Here is a 24,798-nt window from a genome sequence, read left to right on the forward strand (position 1 = left end):
AATAGATCAGGATGAAGTTTTTTAATAAAAAATAAATGCAGTAAATTGACACTATCTACCAAGAAATTATCAAAATAAGCCATCCAAAAAATTTTAAAACTCGATAAAGTAGTATGCAACAAGTTGCAAAGCCAAATCAAAAAGGATTCACCATGACAACTAGCTATGCACATATTTTAAAACCGCTTCATTTGGGATTTACAACGATCAAAAATCGTGTGGTAATGGGCTCAATGCACACAGGATTGGAAGATCGTTTTTATCATTATCCCAAACTTGCCGCATATTTTGGCGAGCGAGCTAAAGGTGGCGTTGGGCTGATTATTACAGGAGGGATTTCTCCTAACCGTCAAGGTTGGTTGTTGCCAGCAGGCGGAACGATGAATACTTTGGGTGATATTGCACCACATCGTTTAGTTACCCATGCTGTACATAAGCATGGCGCAAAAATTCTTATGCAAATATTGCACTCTGGTCGTTATGGATACCAGCCTTTTGTGGTTTCAGCAAGCCCGATCAAATCTCCAATTTCAATGTTTAAACCACGTCAGATGAATGACAGACTGATCCTTGAAACGATTAAAGATTATGCAGAAACTGCAAGCTTGGCAAAAAAGGCGGGTTATGATGGTGTGGAAATTATGGGTTCAGAAGGATATTTGCTGAATCAATTTTTAAGTCGCCATGTCAATCAACGTACAGATCGTTGGGGCGGTCCGATTGAAAACCGGATGCGTTTTGCTGTAGAAATTGTCAAAGCGATTCGTGCCAAAGTGGGTGAAAAGTTTATTATTTGCTTCCGTTTGTCGATGTTGGATTTAGTCCATGATGGCAATACGATGGATGAAGTCATCACTGTCGCTCAGGCATTAGAAAAAGCAGGCATTACTTTATTGAATACAGGGATTGGCTGGCATGAAGCACGTATCCCAACTATTGTGACCTCCGTTCCTCGAGCAGCCTTTGTTGATTATACAGCGGAAGTAAAAAAACATGTTTCAGTTCCAGTTATTGCATCAAACCGAATCAATATGCCAGATACTGCTGAAGAAATTTTAGCAGCAGGTAAAGCGGACATGGTGCAAATGGCACGTCCATTATTGGCGGATGCTTTTTGGGTCAGTAAAACTGCAACTAATCGTGTTGATGAAATTAATACTTGTATTGCCTGTAACCAAGCGTGTTTAGACCATAGTTTTCAAAATAAACGTGCAAGTTGTTTGGTTAACCCACGTGCTGCGCATGAGACAGAATTGGTTTATCTCAAAGCCAAGAAACCAAAGAAAGTTGCTGTTGTTGGTGGTGGTGTTGCAGGTATGTCTGCTGCGACAATTGCTGCAAGTCGTGGGCATCAAGTGACTTTATTTGAAGCCTCTACAGAAGTTGGTGGTCAATTTAATCTTGCCAAAGTCGTACCGGGTAAAGAAGAGTTTCATGAAACCATTCGATATTTTAAAGTACAAATCGAAAAGACCGGTGTGGACTTACGTTTAAATACCAAAGTCAATCGTGAGCAATTAGAACGTGAAGGTTTTGATGATGTTGTGATTGCTACGGGTGTTATTCCTCGTGGTTTAAAGATTGATGGCAGTGATTCACCACAAGTTTTGTCCTATGCAGAAGTGTTGCGAGGTGCACCAGTGGGGTATCGGGTGGCGGTGATTGGAGCGGGTGGTATTGGTTTCGACGTCTCAGAATTTTTATTGAAACCTGAACATCAGCCACAACCTCAGCCTTTGGCAGAGTGGCAACGTGAATGGGGCATCGACCCAAATCCAAACTATATGACCGAAGGAGGCTTTGTTCCTGCTGAAGTCGAACCACCGATTCGTCAAATTTATTTGATGCAACGGAAAACAACACCTTTAGGGATTGGTCTAGGTAAAACTTCGGGTTGGGTTCATCGTGCACAATTGAAAAAACATGCGGTAAAAATGTTGCGTGGCGTGCAATATAAAGCTGTGACCAATGAAGGATTGTGGATTGAAAGCAATGGTCATGATCAATTGTTGCGGGTAGATACGATCGTAGTATGTGCTGGGCAAGAGTCTGTTAAGGATTTGATGCCAAAAGAGGGTGAATCTACTTTAGCCAATTATCATATTATTGGTGGTGCTAAATTGGCGGGTGAACTTGATGCCAAGCGCGCAATTCGTGAAGGTGCTGAAATAGCAGCTAAACTTTGATCAAAATCAGTGATTTTGATGAAACAATATGCATTTGAATGCTTTAAGCCTATTTTTTTCTTGTCATCGTTGGAAAAGCTTAGTATTCTTGCGCACATGGAAGCGTGGCAGAGCGGTTTAATGCACCGGTCTTGAAAACCGACGAGGGTGTGAGTCCTCCGTGAGTTCGAATCTCACCGCTTCCGCCAAATTCAAGTTTCTGACACTGTTTAACACTATATAAGTTTATGATTTATAAGGTTAAAGTTGGAAATATACGATATGACAAGCCGTGACGCACTACGCCAATCGGTAGTTATAAAGTAGTAAAAAATGCAGTAAGATTATTTCTTACTGCATTTTTTTATGTCTGAATTATGGCGACTCGTGGAATCAATAAGCTTAGTGCTTTACAAGTTAAAAAAGCTAAACCTGATCCTGACAAGATGTATAAGCTGTCTGATGGGGGAAACCTGTACCTGCGTATTGATCAGAGTGGTAGCAAGTACTGGATATTCAATTACACACGTCCATTTTTAGCCAAACGTAATGATTTATCTTTAGGTACTTATCCTGAAGTTTCACTGGATGATGCTCGCACTATTCGTGATGAATATAAGAAGCTCATTAAGCAGGGCATCGATCCAGCAATGGAGCGGATTGAAACCAAGTCCCAGAAACAGAAAGAAGCAGAAAATACCTTTCGTATTGTTGCTGAAGCATGGCTATATAAACGTGAGCTAGAGCAAAAACAGGATGAAGAGACGATCCGTCGTTTAAAGCACGATGTCTATCCCTATATTGGTGATTTAACCTTTCCACAGCTTACCTTGGAAATTCTTGAGATTAAGGTCTTTAAGCGCATTATTGAACGTGGTGCATTGTCAGTTGCCAAACGCCTAAAATCGGACTTGAACCAGATATTTAAGTCAGCACGTAAAAAGAAGCTGATTCAATACAATCCTATTGAGGATATTGAACTGCCCAAACCACAGGGTGGGAACTTTGCAGCCGTGACAGAGGAGCAGGAACTAGCTCCAATGCTCAATAAAATTTGGAACTACTCCAAACTTTATCCACGTTGTTCACATATCACACAAGTGGCGTTAAAAATCTCCGTGTTGACCTTTCAGCGACCTGGGGAGATACGCAAGCTGAAAAAGGAGTATTTCTATTGTGAAGAAAGATGCTTTAAATTTACAGCTAGTAAAACCAAGCAGCTTCATATTGTACCATTGTCAGATCAGGCCTTTGACTTAATTGATTCAATTATTGATCTGCACCCATACAGTGAATACATTTTCGTGGGTCGGGATGGTAAAACTTTTATTTCTGATAATACGATTAACTCAGCGTTAAAACGCTTGGGCTATGCTGGGAAGCAAACGGCACATGGATTACGTGCAACCGCACGAACCATGTTGGATGAAATATTAGAACAACGTGTAGACTTTATTGAGCATCAATTGGCACATAAAGTAAAAGATAATAATGGTACAGCCTACAATCGAACCAAATTTTTAAACAATCGTCGGGAGATGATGCAGGAGTGGGCGAATTACCTAGAATCATTGCTGGATCAGCAACAGTAAAAAGATGAAAATCCAATGATAAAAAAATAGCCTGTCAAACGACAGGCTATTTAATTTATGCTGCTTTAAGCTCTTTGAGTTCAAGCCATTCAATAATCTGGCTTTCAGCCCATGTGGGCATACTTGCTGTTAAATAGGTAGGTTCAGGAAAATCACCCCGACGAATCATTTTCCAGAAGGTGGATTCTGCAATATTCAATATCCCTTTGGTTGCAGGCTTATAAGATAGCTTTCGTCTGCGACCACCACGATCTACATAGTCCTTGGCAGGGCGTTCAGGGTAGTTGACTAAGTCTTTGACACGATAATGCTGTTCTATCATTTTCCACCTCTAGGATTTTATACACATAAATATTAACAGTATGAAAGTATTGATATTGAACATTGCATACTTTCATATGGCTCATGATAGACAGTGGTATACAGTGATAAAAGAACAGTGCATAATTATAAAAAAACATTACTATTATACATTGTTAACATATTGGAATATAAAAATATGTCTATTATAAAATTTGAAGACTTAAATGAATTGGAACAGGAGTTCATTGATTGTCTGTTTACTTATTATGAATCCAGTTTTTTACAAAATGAGGCATGTGGAAATATAAAAACAGCTGATGAGCCAGAAAAAAGAATCATCGTTGCTGAGTTAAGCGATATACAGCGAAAGGTGCTGAACGAGCGACTACACCTCAATGATTTAATTCTGAAAGAAATAAATGAATTTCATCAACTGATTTTAGGTGAGAATACTGTCATTTCACCTATGCAGATAGTAGTACTATTGGAACAGCTAAATGCATTAAAAGACGAGTTTGATACGCTTTCAAATACAATTCAAAAAAAACGTTATAGTGTCATTTTACAGGCTTATCAGGCTCTGGATGAAAATATTTGCACCCAACGCAATTTAAAGATTTTGAAACGAATGAGAGGTATTCGGGCAGTCAAAGTTCGTAATGATAAGAATGTATACCCACGGCATCAAATTCTGTATCGGGTTTTAAGGGATGAAGCTCATAAAAATGGTCGGTGGGAGAATTTATCACAGGCGGTAAAATCAATTTTGCCAATACTTAGACTTGAATATCAAAAAAATAATCTGGTCTGGATTCAGAATGAAATAGATTCTAAGCTGGCATTGATTGAAGAATTGGAAAAGGGACGACTCATTAATTCCCATAATAAACAGAATGAAAATTATCATGGAAAGGTTTATCAGAATCGTAAATATCAGAACAGGATCGACAAACTTCAGTTAGAAATAAACGAATTAATCATTGCTCAGAAGTCAACTGACCCTGCTTTGCTGCTGGGGAAAAAAATACCCTATAACACCATTTATAATGATGAAAGTATTCTTCACCACTTAAGGGATTGTACTGAACTGTTACAGGATATTCTTATTCAAAAGTGATAAGAAGTACTCATAAAAAACAATCATCAGCTTATTCATTACCAAAAGTATCAGAAGCAATTTGATCAACGGATAGGTGCCTGATTTGCTCTAGCTGAATATTTTTCTGTATTTCCTTTAAAAACTGGAGTTTTAATTTCTGAATTTCACTGGCGTCCTGAAGGGGGCTATTGGTTAATTCATTAATGGTAATTTTACTGTTGATTAATTCATTAATGAGATACTTCTGGATGACTTCATCCTGTTTGCGTACCTGAAGCTGTTTAATATAAAGCATTTTATCAAGGGCTTTGATGCGTTGGTTCAATTCCTCAATAATCATGTCTTTTTCATTTAATTTTTGCTTATAGGGTGGAGGGAGCGTTTGCTTTGCCTCATACGTATTCATCAGGAATTCTAGACACTCTGCCTCAGTTTTAAGTTTGAGCTTTTCAGTCAATGCCTCCATTTTTTTGGCTGTATGTGAGGTTAGATAAAATTGCTTTCTCACATTCGCATGATTTTTCTTGGAATATTTGAAATTTCTGAATCTATTTTTTAGATCGGAAAAATATTTTTCATTGAGTAAAAGTACCCATTGATTCGTTATTTCTGCTACGAGTAATGGGTGGATCATGGTTTCGATGGGCTGAATTTGCAATCGTCCATCAGGAAGCTGAACTATCTGCAGTAGTGCCTGCTCTTTGTTACATTCGTGCTCTAAAAACAAGGATTTTAATGTCTGATCTTTATCAAGCCATTGTTGCAATGTCAGTTGTTTTCTTGCCATTTTGATGTTCTATGATGTTTGAAATTCTAATATGATTATAGATTTTAATTAAGGTGGAATAAACATTTCTAAATACGTTTAGTAAATGTTTATTTGTTTTAAATTTATTTTATAGTAAATATTTGTGCCTATCTAAAAATAATTCTAAAATTTACTAATAGCAATGTTGAATGAATAAAAATGTATGGATGAAATGACAGAAGAGCATAAGCAGCTCATTTTTAATTTTAATGAGTTATCACCACATAGATTAAGTTCCTACGCTAGACTGGTGCTGATTAAATTTATTAGTCTCTTTGGTACACAAAAAACCAACGATTCATTGTTGGAATTGTCTGAAAAGATAGGTGTGCAACATAAAAAATTAAAACTGGTATTGGAGGAGTTATCAGGCTTTGAGATATTGGAGTTTTCATATCCAGAAACAGGTCGGCGGGCAAGAGTTAGAACAATACAGCTGAATTTAGATTATTTAAATCTGCTATTGAGTAAAGTTAATCAACATGAAACATCCCATCATAGGTATGTCCGCCTTAAGAGAGCGATTAAGCAGTTTGACCTTTTAATGCTTATTTTAATCAAATTATCTCAAGTCAGAGTGACCACTAAAAAGTTTGATTTACTACCCGAACAAAAACTGGATTTTAGGGTATTGTTGACATTATCAAACTTGACTCGCTCATGTGATGCTTATGGGGTGATACGTAATATAGGTACAACACAACTGGTTGCTAAAACAGGGTTAAATAAGCAAGCAATATTTGATTCGATCTACTTTTTGAAAAAGATAGGTCTGCTTCGGGTACATGTGCATGGGACGATCAATAACAAATTTATAAAAAATATAACGCCAACCTACGTGTTGAATTTATCTCATACCTTTTGGGGTAATCATGCTCGGTATGGTCGGTTTTATATATTGGAAGCGAGTGAAAGACATCATTTTGAAATAAAAATGATTGCTGATATTTTTACGGTAATTTCTGAGCAGGTGCAGCCGTTGGATTCTGACAACTCACGCGATCTCAATCACCTTACGACATTGGTTCTTAAGGGGCTTGATTCAGATAAAATCAACATTATTTCTGGAACAATGATTGAGCGTATCCAGTCTTCATCACAAGTTCAGGAGACGATTTCTAGTTTCATTAAAGAATGTCTAATTCATTATTTGCAATTACAACAATGCCATCAGGAACAAGGAGATTTGACAGTATTTGCAAAAGTGTTCAAACAAGCATTAATCAATAAAAAGAAGCAACATATCAAGTTGAATGATTTGGATTCAAATTTGACAATGATGCAATGCTATTTTGAATCATGGTGTTGCAGACTGCTTGATCAGCGGGGTTTACGTCAGCATATCTTACAAGGTTCACTGTTATATGGTGTAGATATTTTAAATCGGACTACAATTGAAAAAGATATTTATCCTTTTGTCTTTCAAGAAAAATACCGTTTGGAATTGATTACAAATCCTGACTTAATCAGAAACAGCGATCCAGATGCGGACATCCAAATACAGATTCAGAAGCTAGAGAAACAGGAGCAACGGTTCATCCTAGAATTCTTATTATTTTGTTTGAATTTGATTGCCAAAAATCAGATTTTACCATTTTTAAAAAGTACGCGAAGACTCAGTCATGTAGCAGGCAAGTTTTTTCAAATTATACCAAAAGTCGAGTCGCAGAAAATGTATAGTTGTATCTATGTGCCCGATTCAACACTCACTAAAGATGAGTTTTTTCTGATCGATATCCCTCATCCAATTCGTGGGAAAGAGGAGGAATATTCGAACGAAGACTATTTGCTGAAATTCATTGAACCTAGTGTTGATGACATGAAAAAATATGGATTGCTGGATCAGTTTTATACAGGAGGAACTGAATTGCTGAATAAAAAAGTAGCGTAAGTTTAGCTTCTGTAATATTCCCATAATTTGGTTATTCTCGCTGTATGGCGCAGTGGTGTAATGGTCAGTCTAGACAGGTTTGCTTAACAGGTAATATATATTATTATCTATTAATAATATAAACAATAACTTATATCGTTGATTAAATACAGTGAGTTATTTAGTTAAGTATAGCCCATACTCAAATGGGTTATAGACAATGTATCAATATCAAATCACTAAAAGCATTCTAAATTAACCCTATAGTATGTTCCAAAGTCTCTAAGCATGTTCAGCTAAGCAGGATGACCACAACATCCTGCTTTAGAATCATGATCAGTAAAATTTTACATCTCTCACTTAGATATGAACCTTATGTTTCAGTGAGAACCTAAATGTACCAGAATAATCCATTAGAAAGTGAATCATCCATTCTTATCTCAATCGAAGATTTTATGGTTAGTACATGCCATGAGCAATTTGTTGATGATCATGAAGAATTCAAGCGAGAGCTGTTGGATGCTGTGTGTGCTTTTAAGGTGATTTACAGAGAAGATTTTACTTATTCCAGAATCATTAATGTTTTCAAAAGAGTGATTAATCTCGTAGATTACATTATGGATAAATTGGACTCCCATCTTTATGAAGATATTTTACGATTTGAACTAAACCACATCTTCCATATTCAAGGCATAATTCAACATGAGATGAAAAATACAATACGAGAACAATTCGATTTTCAGCGTCAAGAACAACGTAATCGCTTTAAACTGGAATGCTACCTAAATAAACTGCTTACACACTATGCTAGATTACAGTTTGTTCGAGTAGATATCTCTATTCTTAAAGAATATCAAATCCATTGGGGTATTCAAGACTTTAAGTATGCATTGGATATTCTATGTAATCGTATGTCAAATAAAGATACCTGTTTTAAGCACTTACAAGGTTATGTATGGGCATTAGAGCAGGGTGTAGAAAAAGGCTATCACTGCCATTTATTACTCATCTATGATGGGAATAGTCGTATAGAGGATTCAGGTTTAGCAAAACTGGTGGCTGAGTATTGGAAGCACATCACCAATCAACAGGGTACTCACTACAACTGTAATACCAAAGACAACAAGGAAAAATTTGATAAAAATGGATTGCTTGGGGTTGGAATGATTCATCGTGATCAACCAATACAAGTTACAAATGCGATTCGTGCAGCGATGTACTTGGTCAATCCTGAAAAAGAAGATCAGCGCTTACGGGCTAAAACCTCTCCACAGATGCGGACTTTTGGTACAGGTCAGTTTGAAGTAAAATGGCGCAGAGATATTGAACAAAATGAGTCATTATGATATTAAAAATAGAGAACACGACTATCAGATGTATTCTCTATCTTGTACAGTTTGACATCAAAAAGACAAACTTACATTTCCTTGATCGGTGATTAATTCAGCTTCAAGCACCTGATCACCACGGCATTTCAATAAGTACGATACTGTAGAGCTATAGCTCATTTGCACAGGCATCTTGCTATGAAAGTCAGCGGTGTAATAACCACAACGACCACGATTAATTTTCATGCCTTGTAGAACAAAAGGCTGATTGCTGGTCGATTGAATTTCAAGAATATATTCAATTGCCCCTTGTACATTAAAAGCAGATTGAGATTCTCTAGCACTAATGCGAGCCTTAACATTTAGATCGCTAACTTGTGCAGATTCATTCTCAAGCGGAATGTCAGCAGCTTCCTGAGTGTTGTTTGGATTAAGGTCAGTTTCCATCATGGCTTTCAGCACATCAGGATACTTATTCCATCCACTGATATAAGACTCCGCTTCCTTGACCTCAGCAGGTAAATAGACATGACCATTGTCAATAATCATCTGCATTTCATTGAGTTTAGCTTTAACTGCTTCCTCGGTATAAGGAGCATAGATTGATTGAGTATGCTGAGCAGCATTATTGGTAGGCTCACCTGAAGTATCAGTTTTTGGTGGTTGATTGTTCTGGCTACATGCCATTAACAGGGAACACAAGGCAATGGTGGAAAATAATGATTTCATGATTGCACTCCCTTATAATTTAGGACGAATAACAACAAACCAGACGAATAGTAGAATCAAAATTCCACCAACAATTTTACCGATTACAGGAAACATCACCGCAGGCCACACTAAGCCTTGCCCTAAATTGTAGGTAAATGGCTTATAGTTATACTGCCCCCAGAAATGTTGATAGATGGCAAAAAAGAATCCAATGACCAGATAAGTGCTGATCAGTCCAGCTTTAAGATTAGAATTCATTTACTTCCCCCCCAGTTGCAAATTTTGCCAATGCAATAAAAATTCCCATCACGATCATGAAGCTAATGAAGGGTAGACCCAGTACACAAATCACAGCGATGACGCAGATAATGCCTGCAAGTGTTCTCATGGCTACTCCTTCATACACTGATAGGACACATTGACCATATCCATCTGGAAGGATTCAGTTTGTTGTAAGGTGTAGATATTTTCTTTCAGTCCACCCTCACCATATTTCTTTTCAAGTTTGTCGTAGATGCATGAACAAGTGCTGTCATTAATGCCGCCTGTTTTACAACCACTGATAAACTGGCGTTCGGTTTTGCTGGCACAGCCTGATGCTAGAAGTGCAACTGAGACAACAATGAGTGAAGTTTGAATTTTCATCATTTCCCCTAATTTTTATTGTGTTATTTGATGTGTAATATATTTTGCTGAATTGACTAAAGTGTAGATCTGAAAAAGCTTTCCAAGGCTAGATAGCGTTTAGATCAGTCAAATAAGCAAAAAATTTTGAAAGTTGCTATTGCAACAGAGGAATAGAAAATCGTTTTAGGGAAAATAATATAGATAGAAAGTGCTGAGTCATGGTGACTACTCCTTTTGTATGAAAGAGAGTCTTACCAAATTACTGTCAAATAATGGTGGCAAGACTGGGCGGGTTGACAGACTGATACAAAAGGAAATCAGCGCACGCAAGCGTGCCCCTCCCAGTCTCACCGTAAAGGCGTGACTTAAGAGAACGCACAAAACCATCACAGCGTTGTTGTGCGCCTTTTGTAAACGGTCTGTCAAAACCGACTGACGATGTAGGTCAGCAGTCGAATGATAAAATTAAGGGTGAGTTTAGTCAATCGAGGTTATGAAAATATATAAATAAATCAATAATTTTATTATTTTTAATACACTAGTACTTTTTCAATTTTAAGTAATATAATTCTGGTGTCTAAAATAGTAAATTATCTGAAAATTCAAAAAATTAGGGGGATATATGAATTTTAAATTACTTAAAGTACGACTAGATAGAATTAAAACTCAAAAACATACACTTACTCCAGAAGATATGTTGATGTTAGTTACTCAAGAAAAAGCTGATCTTAATTCGGGGTTTTTCTCTCGCTTATTTAGTGTGACTATTCCACAAAAATGGGAATTTTCTATCAATTCATCTGAGGAAATTGGCGTTGCTTTAGAATTGGTTGAATTGATTGAAACAGTATTTATCCCTCACTATCAGGGGCATGCAAAAAATTATGCTTGGTTAGAGCAATGTATTTTATTCAAACTCAAGCATCAAGCGTCGATGAATATTTCTGAATTAGTCAGTCGGTATTTATCGAAGATTGAAAAAAGTGAACATTTACAGATTAGTCGAGAGATCTTAAAAATTTTATTTGAGCGTGAGCCTAGCAATGCTGTCATTAAAGCACAGGCGATAGTGTACAAACGTAGTCAAATCTATACTAGCGCTATAGAAAAGTTTGAGTACTATTTTGAGCATTGTTCTTATCAAGAAACATTATATTTTGATTATCTTGAATGTTTAATAATGCGGAAGAATGTTATCTATAATCAGGAAAAAGGAGAGTTTGGTGATTTGCAATATGCTGTATATTTACTTTGCTCTATAGACGATGCGAAAGATAGAGCATTACAAGGGAATCTACTCAATCGTGCTATAACAGCCCTTTTACCAGAAGACGTTATTGCAACTCGTCCTGAAGATACGAATTTCTTAGCTGACATGGGACGTGGGCTAAATAGTTTTAGTAAGGGAGTTGGTACATTTTTTGGAGGGCGTGATTCGCAGATTCCATATAGTGAAGGAATTATTGCGAGTGCACCAAAACTTTTGAAAAATAAAAAAATTGTTGAGTGTCTTAACCAAAATCAAAAAGCACAAAAAGAGCTAGAAAAAATATTATCTGATCAAGGGCTAAAGGTGGGTGTGGGCTTAACGGCATCCGCATATTCTTTAGGATTAATTTGGGATTATGCACATATTGATCCATCTGTATTAGATGCATTGAGCTTTGCATCAAAAGGAAATCCTGAAAACTTAAATACTTTACAAGACATTTCAGCGAATACACTAGATAGTGCAGGAGCAGTGACTCGTTTAACTGGTTATGTTGCTGAACAACAGGTTGCACTGAATTTACAACAACAAGGACATACAGTTGAATTTCCCGATAGCGCAAACCAAGCTGGTTATGATTTGATTGTTGATGGCACACCGATGCAAGTTAAGTGCTCAATGGATGCTGATTATGTATTAAGTCATTTTGATAAGTATCCAGATATTCCAGTGATTGTGAACAGTGAACTTGCAGAGCAGCTAGGTAATCATCCGATGGTGTTAGTGGATACCACTTTAAGCTATGAAGCTGTTCAGGAAACTACTGGTGTAGGACTAGAGCAAGTTTCAGATTTTGCGGATGTAGGAGATATGCTACCAATCCCACTATTAACGATTGGTTTAGCGGCATATCGTAATTATGGTGATTTTAATTCAGGTAAAGTGGATGGCGAGCAATACTTAAAAAATGTTGGCAAAGAAACTGCTGCAATTGCTGGAGGTGCAATGACAGGGTCAATGCTACTCGGCGCATTAGCAGGTCTTGCTACAGGTGGTGTTGGAGTCATTGTTGCGAGTGGTATTGGTGCATATATGGGAGGGGTTGCTGGTTCTACAGGTGCAAATAGTATGAATCGAGAAGCCTTGTGTAATCAGAGAGATATCGTAGTGAAATTACTCATTGAATTCGCAGCGTGGTTCAATGAAAATTTATTGGTTCATCGAACAAATGTGCTATTCAAACAGCTACAAAGTTTTGAAACTCATATGTTGAATAATGCTGATCGTATTATTACTTTTAGTACTTTATTGATCTATCAACATGAAGCTTATATGCGTGCCTATCATCTGAACCAATGGATATTACATAAGTTGCAAAAAGGTAATGAAATGGAAAAGGTTCAAGCTGGTTGGGTGGCTATTGATGAGTCAAGTAATTTTATATCAGTTGATCTACAGCCAAAAATTAATGAAATTAATCGTCAATTAGAGATTTATAGGGAACTTGCCAAACCTGATTCAGCACAGCCTAATCGTACTCATCAGCTTAAACCTGCTTGAGTGTTGGAATAATATTGATAGTTGTATTTGAAATAAAAAATTGGAGAGATTATTTACTAATTGAATTAGTAAATTAAAAGTTATTCCAAATAATTTCAGACACATAATATCCTAATGAGAATCATGAAACTCTTTTGAGTTCTTCATGAAAATATGAAAACAAAGTCTGCCATCGAGCAGGCTTTTTTTATGCACAAAATTTAAGGAGTCGAGCTATGAGCTTGAGCTGTCCCTTTTGCCATTCAACGAATGTGATATTGGTTGAAGCAAGTACACAACAATCAAATACGACCTTAACCAATTTGGTCACACCGACCACATTGGGTGCATTGGGAACCACGGTCGCAAAGTCTTTCAATCTGCCACCGATTGTCGGTGGAATAGCAGGAACGGTACTCGGCAGTGTGTTGAATTCATTTACCGAACAAAGCACACCACCACAGCAGAATTTATGCTTCTGCCACAACTGCTACCAAAAGTTTCCAGCGCACCTTTTGCATTAAAGATCGTTAGTAACCACACAAATTCAAATTTCATTTTCAAATTAAAAGGAATAAAACTATGGCACATCAACTTGAACAAATGGCGTATGTCGGAGAAACCCCTTGGCACGGACTAGGGAATCAACTGACACAAAACCAACCGATTGAAGTCTGGGCACAGCAGGCAGGTATGGATTGGCGGATTGAATCTTCTAATGTCAGTTATATGGCGCAGAATGACCGTGGGCAAAGCATCATCATGCCTTATGAAGAACAACGAGTTTTATATCGCTCTGATACCCATGCTCCACTGTCAGTCGTCAGTCAACGCTTTCAGGAAGTGCAACCGAGAGAGATTTTAGAATTCTATCGTGACCTCACCGAGCAATCAGGTTTTGAACTTGAAACCGCAGGTGTACTCAAAGGTGGCAAGAAATTCTGGGCACTAGCACGTACAGGGCAAACATCCATGTTGAAGGGCAAAGATGTCAGTAATGGCTATATGCTCTTGGCAACAGCATGTGACGGAACCCTTGCCACCACCGCACAATTTACCTCGATCCGAGTAGTGTGCAACAATACTTTAGCGATTGCCTTAAAAGGACAGAACAGCAGTGCAGGTGTGGTCAAAGTTCCACACAGTACTAAATTTGATGCTGATAAGGTCAAACAGCAACTCGGTATTTCAGTACGTGCATGGGATGAACACATGTATGAAATGAAGCAACTGACACAACGTAAAGTGAGTCAGATGGAAGCATCCGCTTACTTTGATGCCGTGTTCAATAACAGCACAATGAACAACGTGGTGGATCAGGAGGACAACATCATCCAGTTCTACCGTGATGTAGCCTTACAAGCCCAAGCCAATGGCAAGGACAAAGCTGAACCAAATGCCAAATCGATGAGTCGAGCTATGGAAATGTTTAATGGTCAAGGACGAGGTGCGGAGCTAAGTTCAGCCAAAGGAACAGCCTATGGATTACTGTGTTCAATCACAGAATTTATAGACCACGAACGTCGTGCCATGAGTACCGATCACCGGCTTGATTCAGCTTGGTTTGGTGCTGGCGCATCGATCAAACAACGAGGATTGGAACAGGCACTTAACATGCTTGCATAGTGCGGAATATACATTTTTCAATCATGGAAAGTTAGACCTAACTAAGCATTTTTAAATGGAATTTCGAATTTTAAAAATTATTAAAACCATAGCTTCGGCTGTGGTTTTTTTATGCCCATTTTTTGTGATCCCCATCATTTTACATAGCAAAATAATCAGGACTTCAATATGAATACCGCAATTTTAAATCCATCTATGCAACAGGCAAGTACCCCATTTATTGCCCCAAAATTATTCACAGCCAAACGCTTGGTCAATACAAAGAATATGACTCAAGCAGAATGGCTTGAAGTCAGACGCCAAGGTATTGGCAGTAGTGACTGTGCCGCAGCCTGTGGACTTAATCCCTATATGTCGATGCTAGAACTGTGGATGATCAAGACAGGTCGAGTTAAACAATCCATTGAAGATGAAAGCACAGGTCATGCCCCTTTATATTGGGGTAAACAACTTGAACCTTTGGTCGCTGAATACTACAGCATGCATACCAACAACAAAGTTCGTCGTATCAATGCCGTACTACAACATCCTGATGAGGATAAGCATTTTATGCTGGCTAACTTAGATTACTCGGTGGTAGGTAGTGAGGAAGTACAGATTTTAGAATGCAAAACCGCAGGGGAATATGGAGCAAAGTTATGGCGAGATGGTGTGCCTTTATACGTATTGTGTCAGGTGCAACATCAACTCGCTGTAACAGGCAAAAAGGCAGCGCATATTTGTGTGCTGATCTGTGGTCATGAAACTCGTATCTATAAAGTGGCACGCAGTGAATCAGTCATTCAACATATTGTGAATGCAGAGCGATACTTTTGGGAGTGTGTGGAAAATGACACGCCACCTTCAGTCGATGCCAGTGAATCGGCAGCTAAAGCCATTCAGCAACTCTATCCTCAACATATTCCACTCAGTGTCGAAGATCTCAGTCAAAATGAACAAGCCAATCAGTTGTTTGCTCAACTGATTCAAGAAAAGCATCATATTGAAAAACACCAAAACAGCTTTGATGAAACTAAGCATCAAATTCAGATGTTAATGAAAGATGCTGAACGAGCAACTTTTGCCAATGGTTCAGTGACGTGGAAACGATCTAAAGACTCCATTGCTTTAGATAATAAGGCTGTATTGAAAATGCATCCTGAACTAATCAATGAGTTTCCACAAAACAAGGTGGGGACACGACGTTTTCAAATCTATAGCAATGATGACTGACCCGATCAAAACCATGCATCTATATCGCTAACTATATATGCATGAAATATCCATTCTTCCCAAAAGCGCAAAAAAACCACCCCCGATCTACCGACTCCCGAAGGAGCGGTAGACCAACAATGGCGGTTTTTGCGAAGTCGTAGCTTTTCATATTTCTGTTTACTTACATAGCAAGGGGTAATCAGTAAAATTTTACTTATAGGACAAACAACATGATCAAAGGTTTAGCGATTACACCGCCAATACTCGGCAGAATTAGTATCGGTAAAGTGGTCGAAAAGAATGGTAAACGTCTGCCTGAAAAAGATGATCAATTTACGATTACTAGCCAAATTCAGAATAAGGATGGCTGGGTGAAACACCCACTGGATGAGCAGCTAAGAGCCAAGGCACAAAACCAGAAACTCAGAACCATTCCTGTCCGGATGATTTTTAATGATCCTGAACTCAACTTGCGAGCTGAGTACACTCTATTCGACCGACAAACTGGTCGGCCCATCTGTACTGGTAATGGTGAAACCTGTCAGCGACTTGGACAAAACGGGGTTGAACAGCATCCATGTCCATCACCTGATTTATGCCCCTTGGCCCAAGGTGGACACTGCAAGCCTTATGGGCGGCTTTACGTCAATCTAGATGAGTCGGATGAGTTGGGTACATTCATTTTTAGGACTACAGGTTTCAATAGCATTCGTACCTTAGCTGCACGGCTTCGTTATTACCATGCGGCTTCAGGTGATTTACTTTCATGTTTGCCATTGCAACTGACCTTACGAGGAAAAAGCACAACGCAAAGTTACCGTACCCCAATTTATTACGTGGACTTAACCTTACGTGATGGAATCAATCTACAACAAGCCATTACTTCAGCCAAACAGATCGATGGACAAAGCAAGACAGCAGGGTTTTATCAGGAGGCTTTAGATCATGTGGCAAGGCTAGGTTATGGTAATGCCAGATTTGAGGTAGGAGGTGAGGAGGGACTGGATATTGTTGAGGAGTTTTATATCAATGAACCAAAACCAGAGCAGGGTCAGCAGCTTAGTGATTTAACTCATGTTCAAGACATTCAGAAAGGGTTGCAGCATTCTGTGCAGGCTCTCAATTGAAATGGACCTAGTTAGAAAAGAGTACTTGTACTCTTTTTTTTGCAGATTTTGGACTGTAGATAAGAAAATACTCACTCCTAGAATTTTTGAGAGATGGATTTACTTTAATAACGCTTTTTAGTATTTTGGTAGCAAATCAGAAGTATGTTCATGACTATGCGTTCAAGTAGGTTTTCTAAGCTTATACTCGCATTTGTCCTGTTTTTGTTTACCATAACAATTACGGGAGTTCATGCGTGGGCGCCTGTTCTACTTGAAAATATTGAACATCAGCATGAGTTGAGTATCATTGTAGAGGATGATGCTTCTAGTCATTGGTCTTTACAGCACTCAGATGATTCTCTAAAAAGTTCTGCTGATCATGATGCAGAAGCACATACGTGGAAGAATTTTGATGAGCCGATCTATCATCATTCAGTAAAGCCAATTTCTTCTGATAGTGATTTCAGCATAGATCCAATCTTTATTCTTAGTTTCGCACTTCCACTAGTTTTATTCTTTTTCCAGCTTTTTGAAAAGCCCGTTTATCGAGTCTTTTTAAAGCGGCGATCCCCTCTAGTATTTAGTAATTCTTATACTTTCTCTAAAGATTTAATCGTCCTACGTAATTGATCTTTCTATACAAAAAATAGTTTTTAATTTTTTTGTATAGGTAAAGTCATGTCTAAAAAATATCAGATATTTCTTACCTGTGGATTTGTAGCAACAGCAGCAAATGTATTCGCAGAAACGAATTATGCAGAACTACAAAAGCAGGTAATCGCAAATGATGCTGTACTCAATAGCTTACAGCAGTCCGAGCAAGCTTATGAAATCAATCAAAAGTTTGCTGGCAGATTAATTAATCCGACTTTCAATATGGAGTTGGATAATCTCGGTAATTCAAAATTGAAAGATTTGGATGGCCCAACAACCTTGCTGGGGCTATCACAAGAGATCCCCCTCAGTAATAAACTTTCCTTGAGAAAACAGATTGCGAGTTTTCAAGGTGATCGTAATCAGTTCGAAATAGCAAAGCGTCAGGCTGAACTCAAAGCAGATTTAAGAATCTGTATGGCGAACTGGTATGTAGCTACTCAGCGTGCTGAAATTTATTCTTCTGAGAGTAAATTGAATGCCAGACAAGCTAACGTTCTTTCCGAACGTCTTAAGTACGGGCGAGTAATTCCTTCCGATGCTCAACTAAGCATAGCACTTTCATCTGAGTCGAAATTGCGCCATCAAAATGAAGTGAAGAAGATTCAGTTCCAGAAAAATCTATGTTCTAAGTTCACTTCCAACCTGCCCAGTAGTGCATTGGAGGTTCCGCTAAGCTTTAATTTCACAGACAAAATAAGTTTGTCTGAGCAAGAAGCAACTTTAAGTTCAAAGCTGAAAAAAGCTCAGTTTGAGTTGGCTCGTAAAGAAGCAATACCAGATATTACTTTGGGAGTAGGGGTTAGAAACTACCAAGAAACCAATGACAAAGTCTTTCAGGTTTCGACATCAATACCCCTCAATATTTTTAGTCGAAATAAAGGCAATATTGCGATCGCTCAAGCAGAGCATACGAAAGCAGAAACACAGTCGGTGCTTGTGAATCGTAATTCTAAAATTGAATTGGAAAACAAGGCTATTGAGGTTTCCAACTTGATTGATGCGATTAAGCAATATGATCAAACGGTTTTGCCCGCAACAAATGAGAGTCTCCGAATTGCTGAAATGGGATACCAAGCAGGGAAAAACTCTTTACTTGAATTCAATAATATTAAGCAAATTTGGTTAGACAAACATCTTGCTCGATTCGATATGTGGTTGGCTTTGCAAACTGAAATTGCAGATGTCGAACGTAACTACATTACTCATTTAGATCAAGAATAAGGGCAAGAATATGAATAAACAAACCAATACATTGATTGCAACTGGTGTCGTTGCCTTACTTATCGTCTTATGTGCAATTGCTTGGTATAAATCGGGCAATAAAACACAAGCGAGCGCACATGGTGAGGTCGCCGAAGAAAAAGTAGCTGTGGCTGGAGATGAGAAAGGGCCTCACGGTGGTCGTTTATATCGAGATGGAGATTTCTCTGCTGAGGTCAAGATATTTGAGGAAGGAGTGGAACCACACCTCCGTGTTTATGGGTATTTGAAAGATAAACTACTTAAACCTGAAGACTTAACAGCAAATATCTACATCAAACGTTTGGATGCCGAGCAAAATATTCAATTTCAACCTGAGAGTGATTACTTAATTGGGAATGAAATTGTTTACGAGCCACATTCCTTTTTAATGATGATAAACGTTGATTATCAAGGGAAAAAGCATACTTGGAAATGGGATACGAAGGAAGGCCGTGTCACCATGTTGGACAGTAGTATTAAGAGCAGTGGATTAGAGCTTTTAAAAGTTGAATCAAAGATGTTTGAAAATGCTTTGGAGTTAAAAGGCGAACTGAAGTTTCCTGATAATTTTGAAAGCTTTATTACGCCTAAAGCCAGTGGGACATTGATCAAAACTTACCGTAATCTAGGTGATAAGGTGAGTCAGGGAGACTTACTTGCTGTAGTTCAAAGCCAAGATGTAATTCGTTTGAATGCCGATCGTAAAGTTGCTTTGGACAGCCTACAGTTTGCTCGTCAAAAAATGGAACAGGAACGAGCGCTATGGCAAAAGCGTGTATCACCTGAAATTGATTATATTTCAGCAAAACGAGACTTTGACGCAGCACAAACTCGTGCAAATGAGTTGAATAACTTAATCAACTCTTATGGTGGTTCTAGTAATGGTACTGTTGAAGTTCGTGCTGCAATGTCTGGAACAATATTAGAAGTCCTTGGTGCTGTTGGATCAAATGTAAGTTCTTCAACACCTATTTTTAAAATCGCAAATACTTCTCAACTTTTAGCAGTTGTTAATGTTCCCGCTGACAGGCTAAATGCTATAAATCCTAACAATAAGGTTAAAGTTAAACCTCAAAGCCCTGTGGATACAGAAGAAGCTTTAGGACGAATTAAATATATCAGTGATGTCATTGATCCAAAGACACGTACAGCACAGGTCTTTATTGAAGTACCAAACCAGTTTAAGTGGCGCTCAGGACAGTTAATCACGGCCCAAATTTTTGAAAATCAAAGTTTGAAGCCGATGGTTGTGCGTGAAGATGCTCTACAGAGCTTCCGTGATTGGGATGTTGTATTCATTCGTGTTGGCAATGATTTTGAAGCTAGGCCTCTGGAGCTTGGTGAAAAGTACAATGGGTATGTGGAAGTTAAATCTGGATTACGCGTAGGACAGGTTTATGCCGCTGGAAATTCATATCTTTTAAAAGCAGAGCTAGGGAAATCTGGCGCTACTCATGACCACTAAGGGGAGTAGCGACTATGTTTGACCAGATTGTTAAGCTCTCGATTAAGAATCGTTGGCTTGTACTTATCGTATTTTTATTTGTTGGTGCATTAGGGGTTTATAACTATTTCAAGTTACCGATTGATGCAGTCCCTGATATTACGAATGTACAAGTCCAGATTAATAGTGAAGCTCAAGGACTCTCTCCAATGGAGATGGAGTCTCAAGTGACCTATCCCATTGAAACTGCTTTGGCAGGTATTCCAAATTTAGACTATACACGCTCCGTATCTCGATATGGTCTATCTCAAGTAACGGCAATTTTCAAAGAAGGGACGGATATTTATTTTGCCCGACAATTAGTCAATGAGAAGCTACAAGGAGTGACACCAAATCTTCCCGTTGGAATTGCAACTTCTATGGGGCCTGTTTCTACAGGACTTGGCGAAATCTTCATGTATACCGTTGAAAATGCCAAGAACAATCCTAATCCACTTTCACCAACGGAATTACGCACCTTACAAGACTGGGTGATTAAACCTCAGCTTCGAAATGTAGAGGGTGTTAATGAAATCAATACCATTGGTGGTTATCTCAAACAATTTGTAGTTCAACCTGATTATGCTTATTTACGTAGCATAGGGCTGGATCAGAAGACAATTTTAGAGGCTATCTCTAAGAACAGCATGAATAAAGGCTCGGGGTATATTGAGAAAAATGGTGAACAGTATTTAATTCGTTCTGATTCTCAAATTAACTCGATTGAGCAAGTCCAGAATATCCCGATTACGACGAGCAATGGTTATATCCTCAGATTGAAAGATGTTGCCAAAATATCTATTGGTCACGAATTACGTACAGGTGCTGCAACTAAAGATGGGCAAGAAATTGTACTGGGTACAGCATTCATGCTTATTGGTGAGAACTCACGAAATGTTGCTCACGCTGTTGATCAAAAGCTACAACAGGTTCAAAAATCATTACCAGAAGGTGTGGAAGCAAAAGCTGTCTATAACCGTACAACTTTGGTTGATGCAACGATACAGACGGTGAAAAAGAATCTTTTAGAAGGTGCGATTCTGGTAATCGTTGTTCTGTTTGTATTTCTTGGTCACTTCCGTGCTGCGCTGATTACCGCTTTGGTCATTCCTTTATCCATGCTGATGACAATCACAGGTATGGTGAACCAGAAAATTAGTGCAAACCTTATGAGTCTTGGGGCACTAGATTTCGGGATTATTGTAGATGGTGCTGTTGTAATTGTTGAGGCCTCCTTAGCAAAGTTGGCAATTAAACAAAAAGAGCTTGGGCGAGTTTTAACAAGGCAAGAACGCTTTACGACTGTGTTTGAGGCGACTAAAGAATCCCGCAAAGCGATTCTCTATGGTCAATTGATCATTATCTTGGTGTATCTACCTGTAATGACTCTGACTGGTGTTGAAGGAAAGATGTTTACACCAATGGCTGCAACAGTGGTTATGGCTTTAGTGGCAGCAATGATTCTTTCAATTACGTTTGTCCCTGCAATGGTGGCATTGGTCACTACTGGTGAAATTAAAGAAGAAGAGTCAAAAATCGTCCATGGCATCAAAAGATTTTATAACCCAATTCTAGATTGGTCTTTAAATCACAGATATTTGCTAATCGCTTTTGTCTCTATTTTCTTTGTTTTTAGTGCAAGTCTTTCGACTCGTTTAGGCTCAGAGTTTATACCTTCCTTGGATGAGGGAGATGTAGCACTACATGCCTTGCGTATCCCTGGTACGTCGTTGACTCAAGCAATTGAAATGCAATACACGTTAGAAAAAGAGATTAAGAAAATTCCAGAAGTTCAGACTATTTTTGCCAAAGTGGGGACTGCTGAAATTGCGACTGATCCTGTTCCACCTAACGTAGCAGATAACTTTGTCATGCTGAAACCTCGTAGTCAGTGGCCTAATCCTGATAAGGAAAAGTCTGCGGTTGTTGCTGAAATTGAACGCGTATCTAAAGGCGTATATGGAAACAATTATGAGTTTACACAGCCGATTCAAATGCGTTTTAACGAACTTATTTCAGGTGTCCGAACAGATGTTGCCGTAAAAATTTATGGTGATGATTTAGAGCAGTTGCTTGAATCAGCAAACGCTGCCGCTAAGATTTTAGAGGGAGTCAAAGGTACTGCTGATCTTAAAGTCGAACAGATGTCTGGTTTACCCATGGTTTCTGTTGAGCTGAAAAAAGACATGATTGCCAACTATGGGCTTGATGCAGAGGATGTACAAAAACAGGTTTCTAGCCTAATCACAGGTGAGACAGTAGGTAAGGTGTTTGAAGGAGATCGAAAGTTCGACATTGTGGTACGTATGGATCAAAACTCGGTAACAGATCTAGAAAAGCTGTATCAGATTCCTGTGAGCTTAGCTGATGGTTCGAGTGTTCTTTTATCAGAATTGATCGAGTTAAAAAACGTTCAAGGACCAAACCAGATTTCTCGCGAAAATGGTAAACGGCGTATCGTCATTACAGCAAATGTTCGTGGAACTGATATTGGTAGTTACATTTCAGAAGCACAATCTAAGCTGAATGCTGATTTTAAATTACCAGATGGTTATTGGCTGACTTGGGGCGGTACGTTTGAGCAAATGGAATCTGCTTCAAATCGTCTTATGGTTGTAGTACCGATTGCTTTAATTCTGATCTTTGCCATGATCTATATGGCTTTAGGTAATGTTAGAAACAGTATCTTGGTATTCACAGGTGTGCCATTTGCACTAACAGGTGGTGTGATTGCTTTAGCACTACGTGATATTCCATTCTCAATTTCTGCGGCTGTGGGTTTCATTGCCTTATCGGGTGTTGCTGTGCTGAATGGTTTGGTTCTTGTTTCAGCCATTCAGCGACTTAGAGTTCAAGGTGAAAGTGTCATTGATGCAGTGAAACATGGTGCAATGGAAAGACTCCGTCCCGTGTTGATTACAGCTTTAGTCGCTTCATTAGGTTTTATTCCGATGGCCTTAAACGTAGGCATTGGCTCTGAAGTTCAGCGCCCAATTGCAACTGTTGTTATTGGTGGGATTATTTCATCAACCTTACTGACTTTGATTATTTTGCCAACCTTATATGTGTGGTTTAACCAAGGTAGGTCAAGAAAATCAAACGAAGCTGCTAAACAGGTTGTTTAGGGGCATCTTTAATGACAAATATATTGCGAGATAAACAAAACAAATTTGTGATGATGTTGCTAGTCTGCATGATCAGTCTCGCTTTATGTTTGCACTTTAAAGAGCATGTAACTGAAAATGAATTTCAGAGACACGTTTCAATTGATGCAATTAACTCTCACCATCATGAGATAAGCCAACAACATTCACATAGTCACCAAGATAATTACTATGAACATTTTGTTGGCTATGACGTACTTAAATCGGCCGCTTTAGCTCATCTCTTAAAAGGGATTTCGATTTTAGATTGGTCAAAAGAATATGTTTATCTGATGGTGAGTCGTATTTTTAAACCGCCCAAAAAGTTAATGGATTTTCAATTCATTTTAAATTTTGGAGTTTGATATACATGCAAATTATTGCTTCACACATTGTGAAATTAAGTGCTTACATAAAGCTATTACTTGCTTTATTCATTACATTGGTAAGCCCTACACTTTTTGCTCATGGAGTAGCGGAAGGTGATAAGGGCTATATTCAAGAAATTTATGGCATTCATGTGATTCCATTCATCTATTTGGGTGCGAAGCATATGGTCACTGGATATGACCATTTACTATTTCTTGTTGGCATTATCTTCTTCTTATACCGAATGAAAGATATCGGCTTGTACGTCAGCCTATTTGCACTTGGGCATTCGATTACGATGCTGGTGGGTGTTTATTACAATATCTCGATAAACGCCTACATCATTGATGCAATCATTGGTTTTTCGATTGTTTATAAGGCTCTAGATAACTTGGGGGCTTATCAGCGTTGGTTTGGTTTTCAACCAAACACGAAAATCGCGACTTTAATTTTTGGTCTGATTCATGGTTTTGGACTCGCAGTAAAAATTCAGGAATATGAAGTTCCGAGTGATGGACTGTTGGCAAATTTAATCTCATTCAATATTGGGGTTGAATTAGGCCAGTTTATGGCTCTGTGCATCATCTTGTTATTAATGACGTTTTGGAGAAAGACACCTTATTTCTTTAAAACAGCTTATCAAAGCAATGTCTTCCTCATGTTCCTCGGTTTTTTACTTGTTGGCTATCAACTTACTGGCTTCATTACTCAATAAGGATCTAA

Annotated in this window: 22 protein-coding genes and 1 tRNA gene; 17 read left to right on the forward strand and 6 right to left on the reverse strand. The window is 38.4% G+C overall.

The window, feature by feature from the left end; all coding sequences use genetic code 11:
- The first annotated feature begins 152 nt into the window (after positions 1-152).
- The 3 genes from TOL5_RS06670 (at position 153) to TOL5_RS06680 (ending at position 3,757) form a co-directional block, all read left to right on the forward strand.
- Positions 153-2,186 (forward strand): NADPH-dependent 2,4-dienoyl-CoA reductase, encoded by a 2,034-nt coding sequence (locus TOL5_RS06670; RefSeq protein WP_121775502.1) that lies wholly within the window; start codon positions 153-155, stop codon positions 2,184-2,186.
- A gap of 98 nt (positions 2,187-2,284) precedes the next feature.
- Positions 2,285-2,374 (forward strand) — tRNA-Ser (locus TOL5_RS06675).
- Between the two features lie 168 nt (positions 2,375-2,542).
- Positions 2,543-3,757, forward strand: a complete 1,215-nt coding sequence (locus tag TOL5_RS06680; protein WP_000235462.1) for a tyrosine-type recombinase/integrase — start codon at positions 2,543-2,545, stop codon at positions 3,755-3,757.
- Between the two features lie 55 nt (positions 3,758-3,812).
- On the opposite strand, the gene TOL5_RS06685 is transcribed toward TOL5_RS06680, so the two are convergent.
- On the reverse strand, positions 3,813-4,079 hold the full coding sequence (locus TOL5_RS06685) for a helix-turn-helix transcriptional regulator (protein ID WP_000572501.1): 267 nt from the start codon (positions 4,077-4,079) through the stop codon (positions 3,813-3,815).
- Positions 4,080-4,256: 177 nt separating this feature from the next.
- Between TOL5_RS06685 and TOL5_RS06690 the strand changes: the two genes are divergently transcribed.
- Positions 4,257-5,177, forward strand: coding sequence for a hypothetical protein (locus TOL5_RS06690; protein WP_000022452.1), 921 nt, complete (start codon positions 4,257-4,259; stop codon positions 5,175-5,177).
- Between the two features lie 31 nt (positions 5,178-5,208).
- Here the strand turns inward: TOL5_RS06690 and TOL5_RS06695 are convergent, their stop codons facing one another.
- A complete protein-coding gene (locus TOL5_RS06695; RefSeq protein WP_000101621.1) occupies positions 5,209-5,946 on the reverse strand; it encodes a hypothetical protein in 738 nt (245 codons plus the stop codon).
- A gap of 184 nt (positions 5,947-6,130) precedes the next feature.
- Between TOL5_RS06695 and TOL5_RS06700 the strand changes: the two genes are divergently transcribed.
- Positions 6,131-7,858 (forward strand): hypothetical protein, encoded by a 1,728-nt coding sequence (locus tag TOL5_RS06700; RefSeq protein ID WP_000344079.1) that lies wholly within the window; start codon positions 6,131-6,133, stop codon positions 7,856-7,858.
- A gap of 374 nt (positions 7,859-8,232) precedes the next feature.
- On the forward strand, positions 8,233-9,183 hold the full coding sequence (locus TOL5_RS06705) for a YagK/YfjJ domain-containing protein (RefSeq protein WP_000284561.1): 951 nt from the start codon (positions 8,233-8,235) through the stop codon (positions 9,181-9,183).
- 57 nt (positions 9,184-9,240) lie between these two features.
- Here the strand turns inward: TOL5_RS06705 and TOL5_RS06710 are convergent, their stop codons facing one another.
- From TOL5_RS06710 to TOL5_RS06725, 4 genes are read right to left on the reverse strand one after another with little or no spacing between them, the layout of a single operon-like run.
- A complete protein-coding gene (locus tag TOL5_RS06710) occupies positions 9,241-9,894 on the reverse strand; it encodes a hypothetical protein (protein WP_000838342.1) in 654 nt (217 codons plus the stop codon).
- Between the two features lie 12 nt (positions 9,895-9,906).
- Positions 9,907-10,134, reverse strand: a complete 228-nt coding sequence (locus TOL5_RS06715) for a hypothetical protein (protein WP_001087629.1) — start codon at positions 10,132-10,134, stop codon at positions 9,907-9,909.
- Entirely contained in the window at positions 10,124-10,264 is a 141-nt protein-coding gene (locus TOL5_RS06720; protein ID WP_001259410.1) for a hypothetical protein, read from the reverse strand. The genes TOL5_RS06715 and TOL5_RS06720 overlap by 11 nt, the downstream gene beginning before the upstream one ends.
- A gap of 2 nt (positions 10,265-10,266) precedes the next feature.
- A complete protein-coding gene (locus tag TOL5_RS06725; RefSeq protein ID WP_000701730.1) occupies positions 10,267-10,521 on the reverse strand; it encodes a hypothetical protein in 255 nt (84 codons plus the stop codon).
- 604 nt (positions 10,522-11,125) lie between these two features.
- On the opposite strand from TOL5_RS06725, the gene TOL5_RS06730 reads away from it, so the two are divergent.
- The 11 genes from TOL5_RS06730 to TOL5_RS06780 all read left to right on the forward strand — a co-directional run bounded on the left by TOL5_RS06730 (position 11,126) and on the right by TOL5_RS06780 (position 24,790).
- Positions 11,126-13,273 (forward strand): glycine zipper family protein, encoded by a 2,148-nt coding sequence (locus TOL5_RS06730; RefSeq protein ID WP_001009680.1) that lies wholly within the window; start codon positions 11,126-11,128, stop codon positions 13,271-13,273.
- A 215-nt stretch (positions 13,274-13,488) separates the two neighbouring features.
- Positions 13,489-13,776, forward strand: a complete 288-nt coding sequence (locus TOL5_RS06735) for a hypothetical protein (RefSeq protein WP_000058781.1) — start codon at positions 13,489-13,491, stop codon at positions 13,774-13,776.
- Positions 13,777-13,834: 58 nt separating this feature from the next.
- Complete coding sequence (locus TOL5_RS06740; protein WP_000951122.1) at positions 13,835-14,878, forward strand: DUF932 domain-containing protein; 1,044 nt, start codon at positions 13,835-13,837, stop codon at positions 14,876-14,878.
- A gap of 168 nt (positions 14,879-15,046) precedes the next feature.
- The gene (locus TOL5_RS06745; protein WP_001090272.1) at positions 15,047-16,090 is read left to right on the forward strand and encodes a YqaJ viral recombinase family protein; all 1,044 of its coding nucleotides are present in this window, start codon (positions 15,047-15,049) and stop codon (positions 16,088-16,090) included.
- 212 nt (positions 16,091-16,302) lie between these two features.
- Positions 16,303-17,199: a hydrolase or metal-binding protein gene (locus TOL5_RS06750; protein ID WP_221260684.1), complete on the forward strand. Its 897-nt coding sequence runs from the start codon at positions 16,303-16,305 to the stop codon at positions 17,197-17,199.
- Between the two features lie 156 nt (positions 17,200-17,355).
- Positions 17,356-17,811 (forward strand): hypothetical protein, encoded by a 456-nt coding sequence (locus TOL5_RS06755; RefSeq protein ID WP_002086797.1) that lies wholly within the window; start codon positions 17,356-17,358, stop codon positions 17,809-17,811.
- Between the two features lie 48 nt (positions 17,812-17,859).
- A complete protein-coding gene (locus TOL5_RS06760) occupies positions 17,860-19,059 on the forward strand; it encodes a TolC family protein (RefSeq protein WP_000039774.1) in 1,200 nt (399 codons plus the stop codon).
- A 10-nt stretch (positions 19,060-19,069) separates the two neighbouring features.
- Positions 19,070-20,545, forward strand: coding sequence for an efflux RND transporter periplasmic adaptor subunit (locus TOL5_RS06765; RefSeq protein WP_001041870.1), 1,476 nt, complete (start codon positions 19,070-19,072; stop codon positions 20,543-20,545).
- 14 nt (positions 20,546-20,559) lie between these two features.
- Entirely contained in the window at positions 20,560-23,688 is a 3,129-nt protein-coding gene (locus TOL5_RS06770) for an efflux RND transporter permease subunit (protein WP_000460236.1), read from the forward strand.
- A gap of 11 nt (positions 23,689-23,699) precedes the next feature.
- Entirely contained in the window at positions 23,700-24,071 is a 372-nt protein-coding gene (locus TOL5_RS06775; protein WP_000181823.1) for a hypothetical protein, read from the forward strand.
- Positions 24,072-24,076: 5 nt separating this feature from the next.
- Positions 24,077-24,790, forward strand: a complete 714-nt coding sequence (locus TOL5_RS06780) for a HupE/UreJ family protein (protein ID WP_001165581.1) — start codon at positions 24,077-24,079, stop codon at positions 24,788-24,790.
- The last annotated feature ends 8 nt before the right edge of the window (positions 24,791-24,798 follow it).

The sequence above is a fragment of the Acinetobacter sp. Tol 5 genome (genome assembly GCF_019702905.1).
Classification (GTDB): domain Bacteria; phylum Pseudomonadota; class Gammaproteobacteria; order Pseudomonadales; family Moraxellaceae; genus Acinetobacter; species Acinetobacter bereziniae.

What these genes read in the sequence shown, in the direction of transcription:
- TOL5_RS06710 (WP_000838342.1), bottom strand. Translation starts at nt 9,894, where the DNA reads ATGAAATCATTATTTTCCACCATTGCCTTGTGTTCCCTGTTAATGGCA.
- TOL5_RS06745 (WP_001090272.1), top strand. Translation starts at nt 15,047, where the DNA reads ATGAATACCGCAATTTTAAATCCATCTATGCAACAGGCAAGTACCCCA.
- TOL5_RS06690 (WP_000022452.1), top strand. Translation starts at nt 4,257, where the DNA reads ATGTCTATTATAAAATTTGAAGACTTAAATGAATTGGAACAGGAGTTC.
- TOL5_RS06770 (WP_000460236.1), top strand. Translation starts at nt 20,560, where the DNA reads ATGTTTGACCAGATTGTTAAGCTCTCGATTAAGAATCGTTGGCTTGTA.
- TOL5_RS06760 (WP_000039774.1), top strand. Translation starts at nt 17,860, where the DNA reads ATGTCTAAAAAATATCAGATATTTCTTACCTGTGGATTTGTAGCAACA.
- TOL5_RS06750 (WP_221260684.1), top strand. Translation starts at nt 16,303, where the DNA reads ATGATCAAAGGTTTAGCGATTACACCGCCAATACTCGGCAGAATTAGT.
- TOL5_RS06755 (WP_002086797.1), top strand. Translation starts at nt 17,356, where the DNA reads ATGCGTTCAAGTAGGTTTTCTAAGCTTATACTCGCATTTGTCCTGTTT.
- TOL5_RS06735 (WP_000058781.1), top strand. Translation starts at nt 13,489, where the DNA reads ATGAGCTTGAGCTGTCCCTTTTGCCATTCAACGAATGTGATATTGGTT.
- TOL5_RS06670 (WP_121775502.1), top strand. Translation starts at nt 153, where the DNA reads ATGACAACTAGCTATGCACATATTTTAAAACCGCTTCATTTGGGATTT.
- TOL5_RS06740 (WP_000951122.1), top strand. Translation starts at nt 13,835, where the DNA reads ATGGCACATCAACTTGAACAAATGGCGTATGTCGGAGAAACCCCTTGG.
- TOL5_RS06780 (WP_001165581.1), top strand. Translation starts at nt 24,077, where the DNA reads ATGCAAATTATTGCTTCACACATTGTGAAATTAAGTGCTTACATAAAG.
- TOL5_RS06765 (WP_001041870.1), top strand. Translation starts at nt 19,070, where the DNA reads ATGAATAAACAAACCAATACATTGATTGCAACTGGTGTCGTTGCCTTA.
- TOL5_RS06700 (WP_000344079.1), top strand. Translation starts at nt 6,131, where the DNA reads ATGGATGAAATGACAGAAGAGCATAAGCAGCTCATTTTTAATTTTAAT.
- TOL5_RS06775 (WP_000181823.1), top strand. Translation starts at nt 23,700, where the DNA reads ATGACAAATATATTGCGAGATAAACAAAACAAATTTGTGATGATGTTG.
- TOL5_RS06685 (WP_000572501.1), bottom strand. Translation starts at nt 4,079, where the DNA reads ATGATAGAACAGCATTATCGTGTCAAAGACTTAGTCAACTACCCTGAA.
- TOL5_RS06730 (WP_001009680.1), top strand. Translation starts at nt 11,126, where the DNA reads ATGAATTTTAAATTACTTAAAGTACGACTAGATAGAATTAAAACTCAA.
- TOL5_RS06680 (WP_000235462.1), top strand. Translation starts at nt 2,543, where the DNA reads ATGGCGACTCGTGGAATCAATAAGCTTAGTGCTTTACAAGTTAAAAAA.
- TOL5_RS06695 (WP_000101621.1), bottom strand. Translation starts at nt 5,946, where the DNA reads ATGGCAAGAAAACAACTGACATTGCAACAATGGCTTGATAAAGATCAG.
- TOL5_RS06720 (WP_001259410.1), bottom strand. Translation starts at nt 10,264, where the DNA reads ATGAGAACACTTGCAGGCATTATCTGCGTCATCGCTGTGATTTGTGTA.
- TOL5_RS06715 (WP_001087629.1), bottom strand. Translation starts at nt 10,134, where the DNA reads ATGAATTCTAATCTTAAAGCTGGACTGATCAGCACTTATCTGGTCATT.
- TOL5_RS06725 (WP_000701730.1), bottom strand. Translation starts at nt 10,521, where the DNA reads ATGAAAATTCAAACTTCACTCATTGTTGTCTCAGTTGCACTTCTAGCA.
- TOL5_RS06705 (WP_000284561.1), top strand. Translation starts at nt 8,233, where the DNA reads ATGTACCAGAATAATCCATTAGAAAGTGAATCATCCATTCTTATCTCA.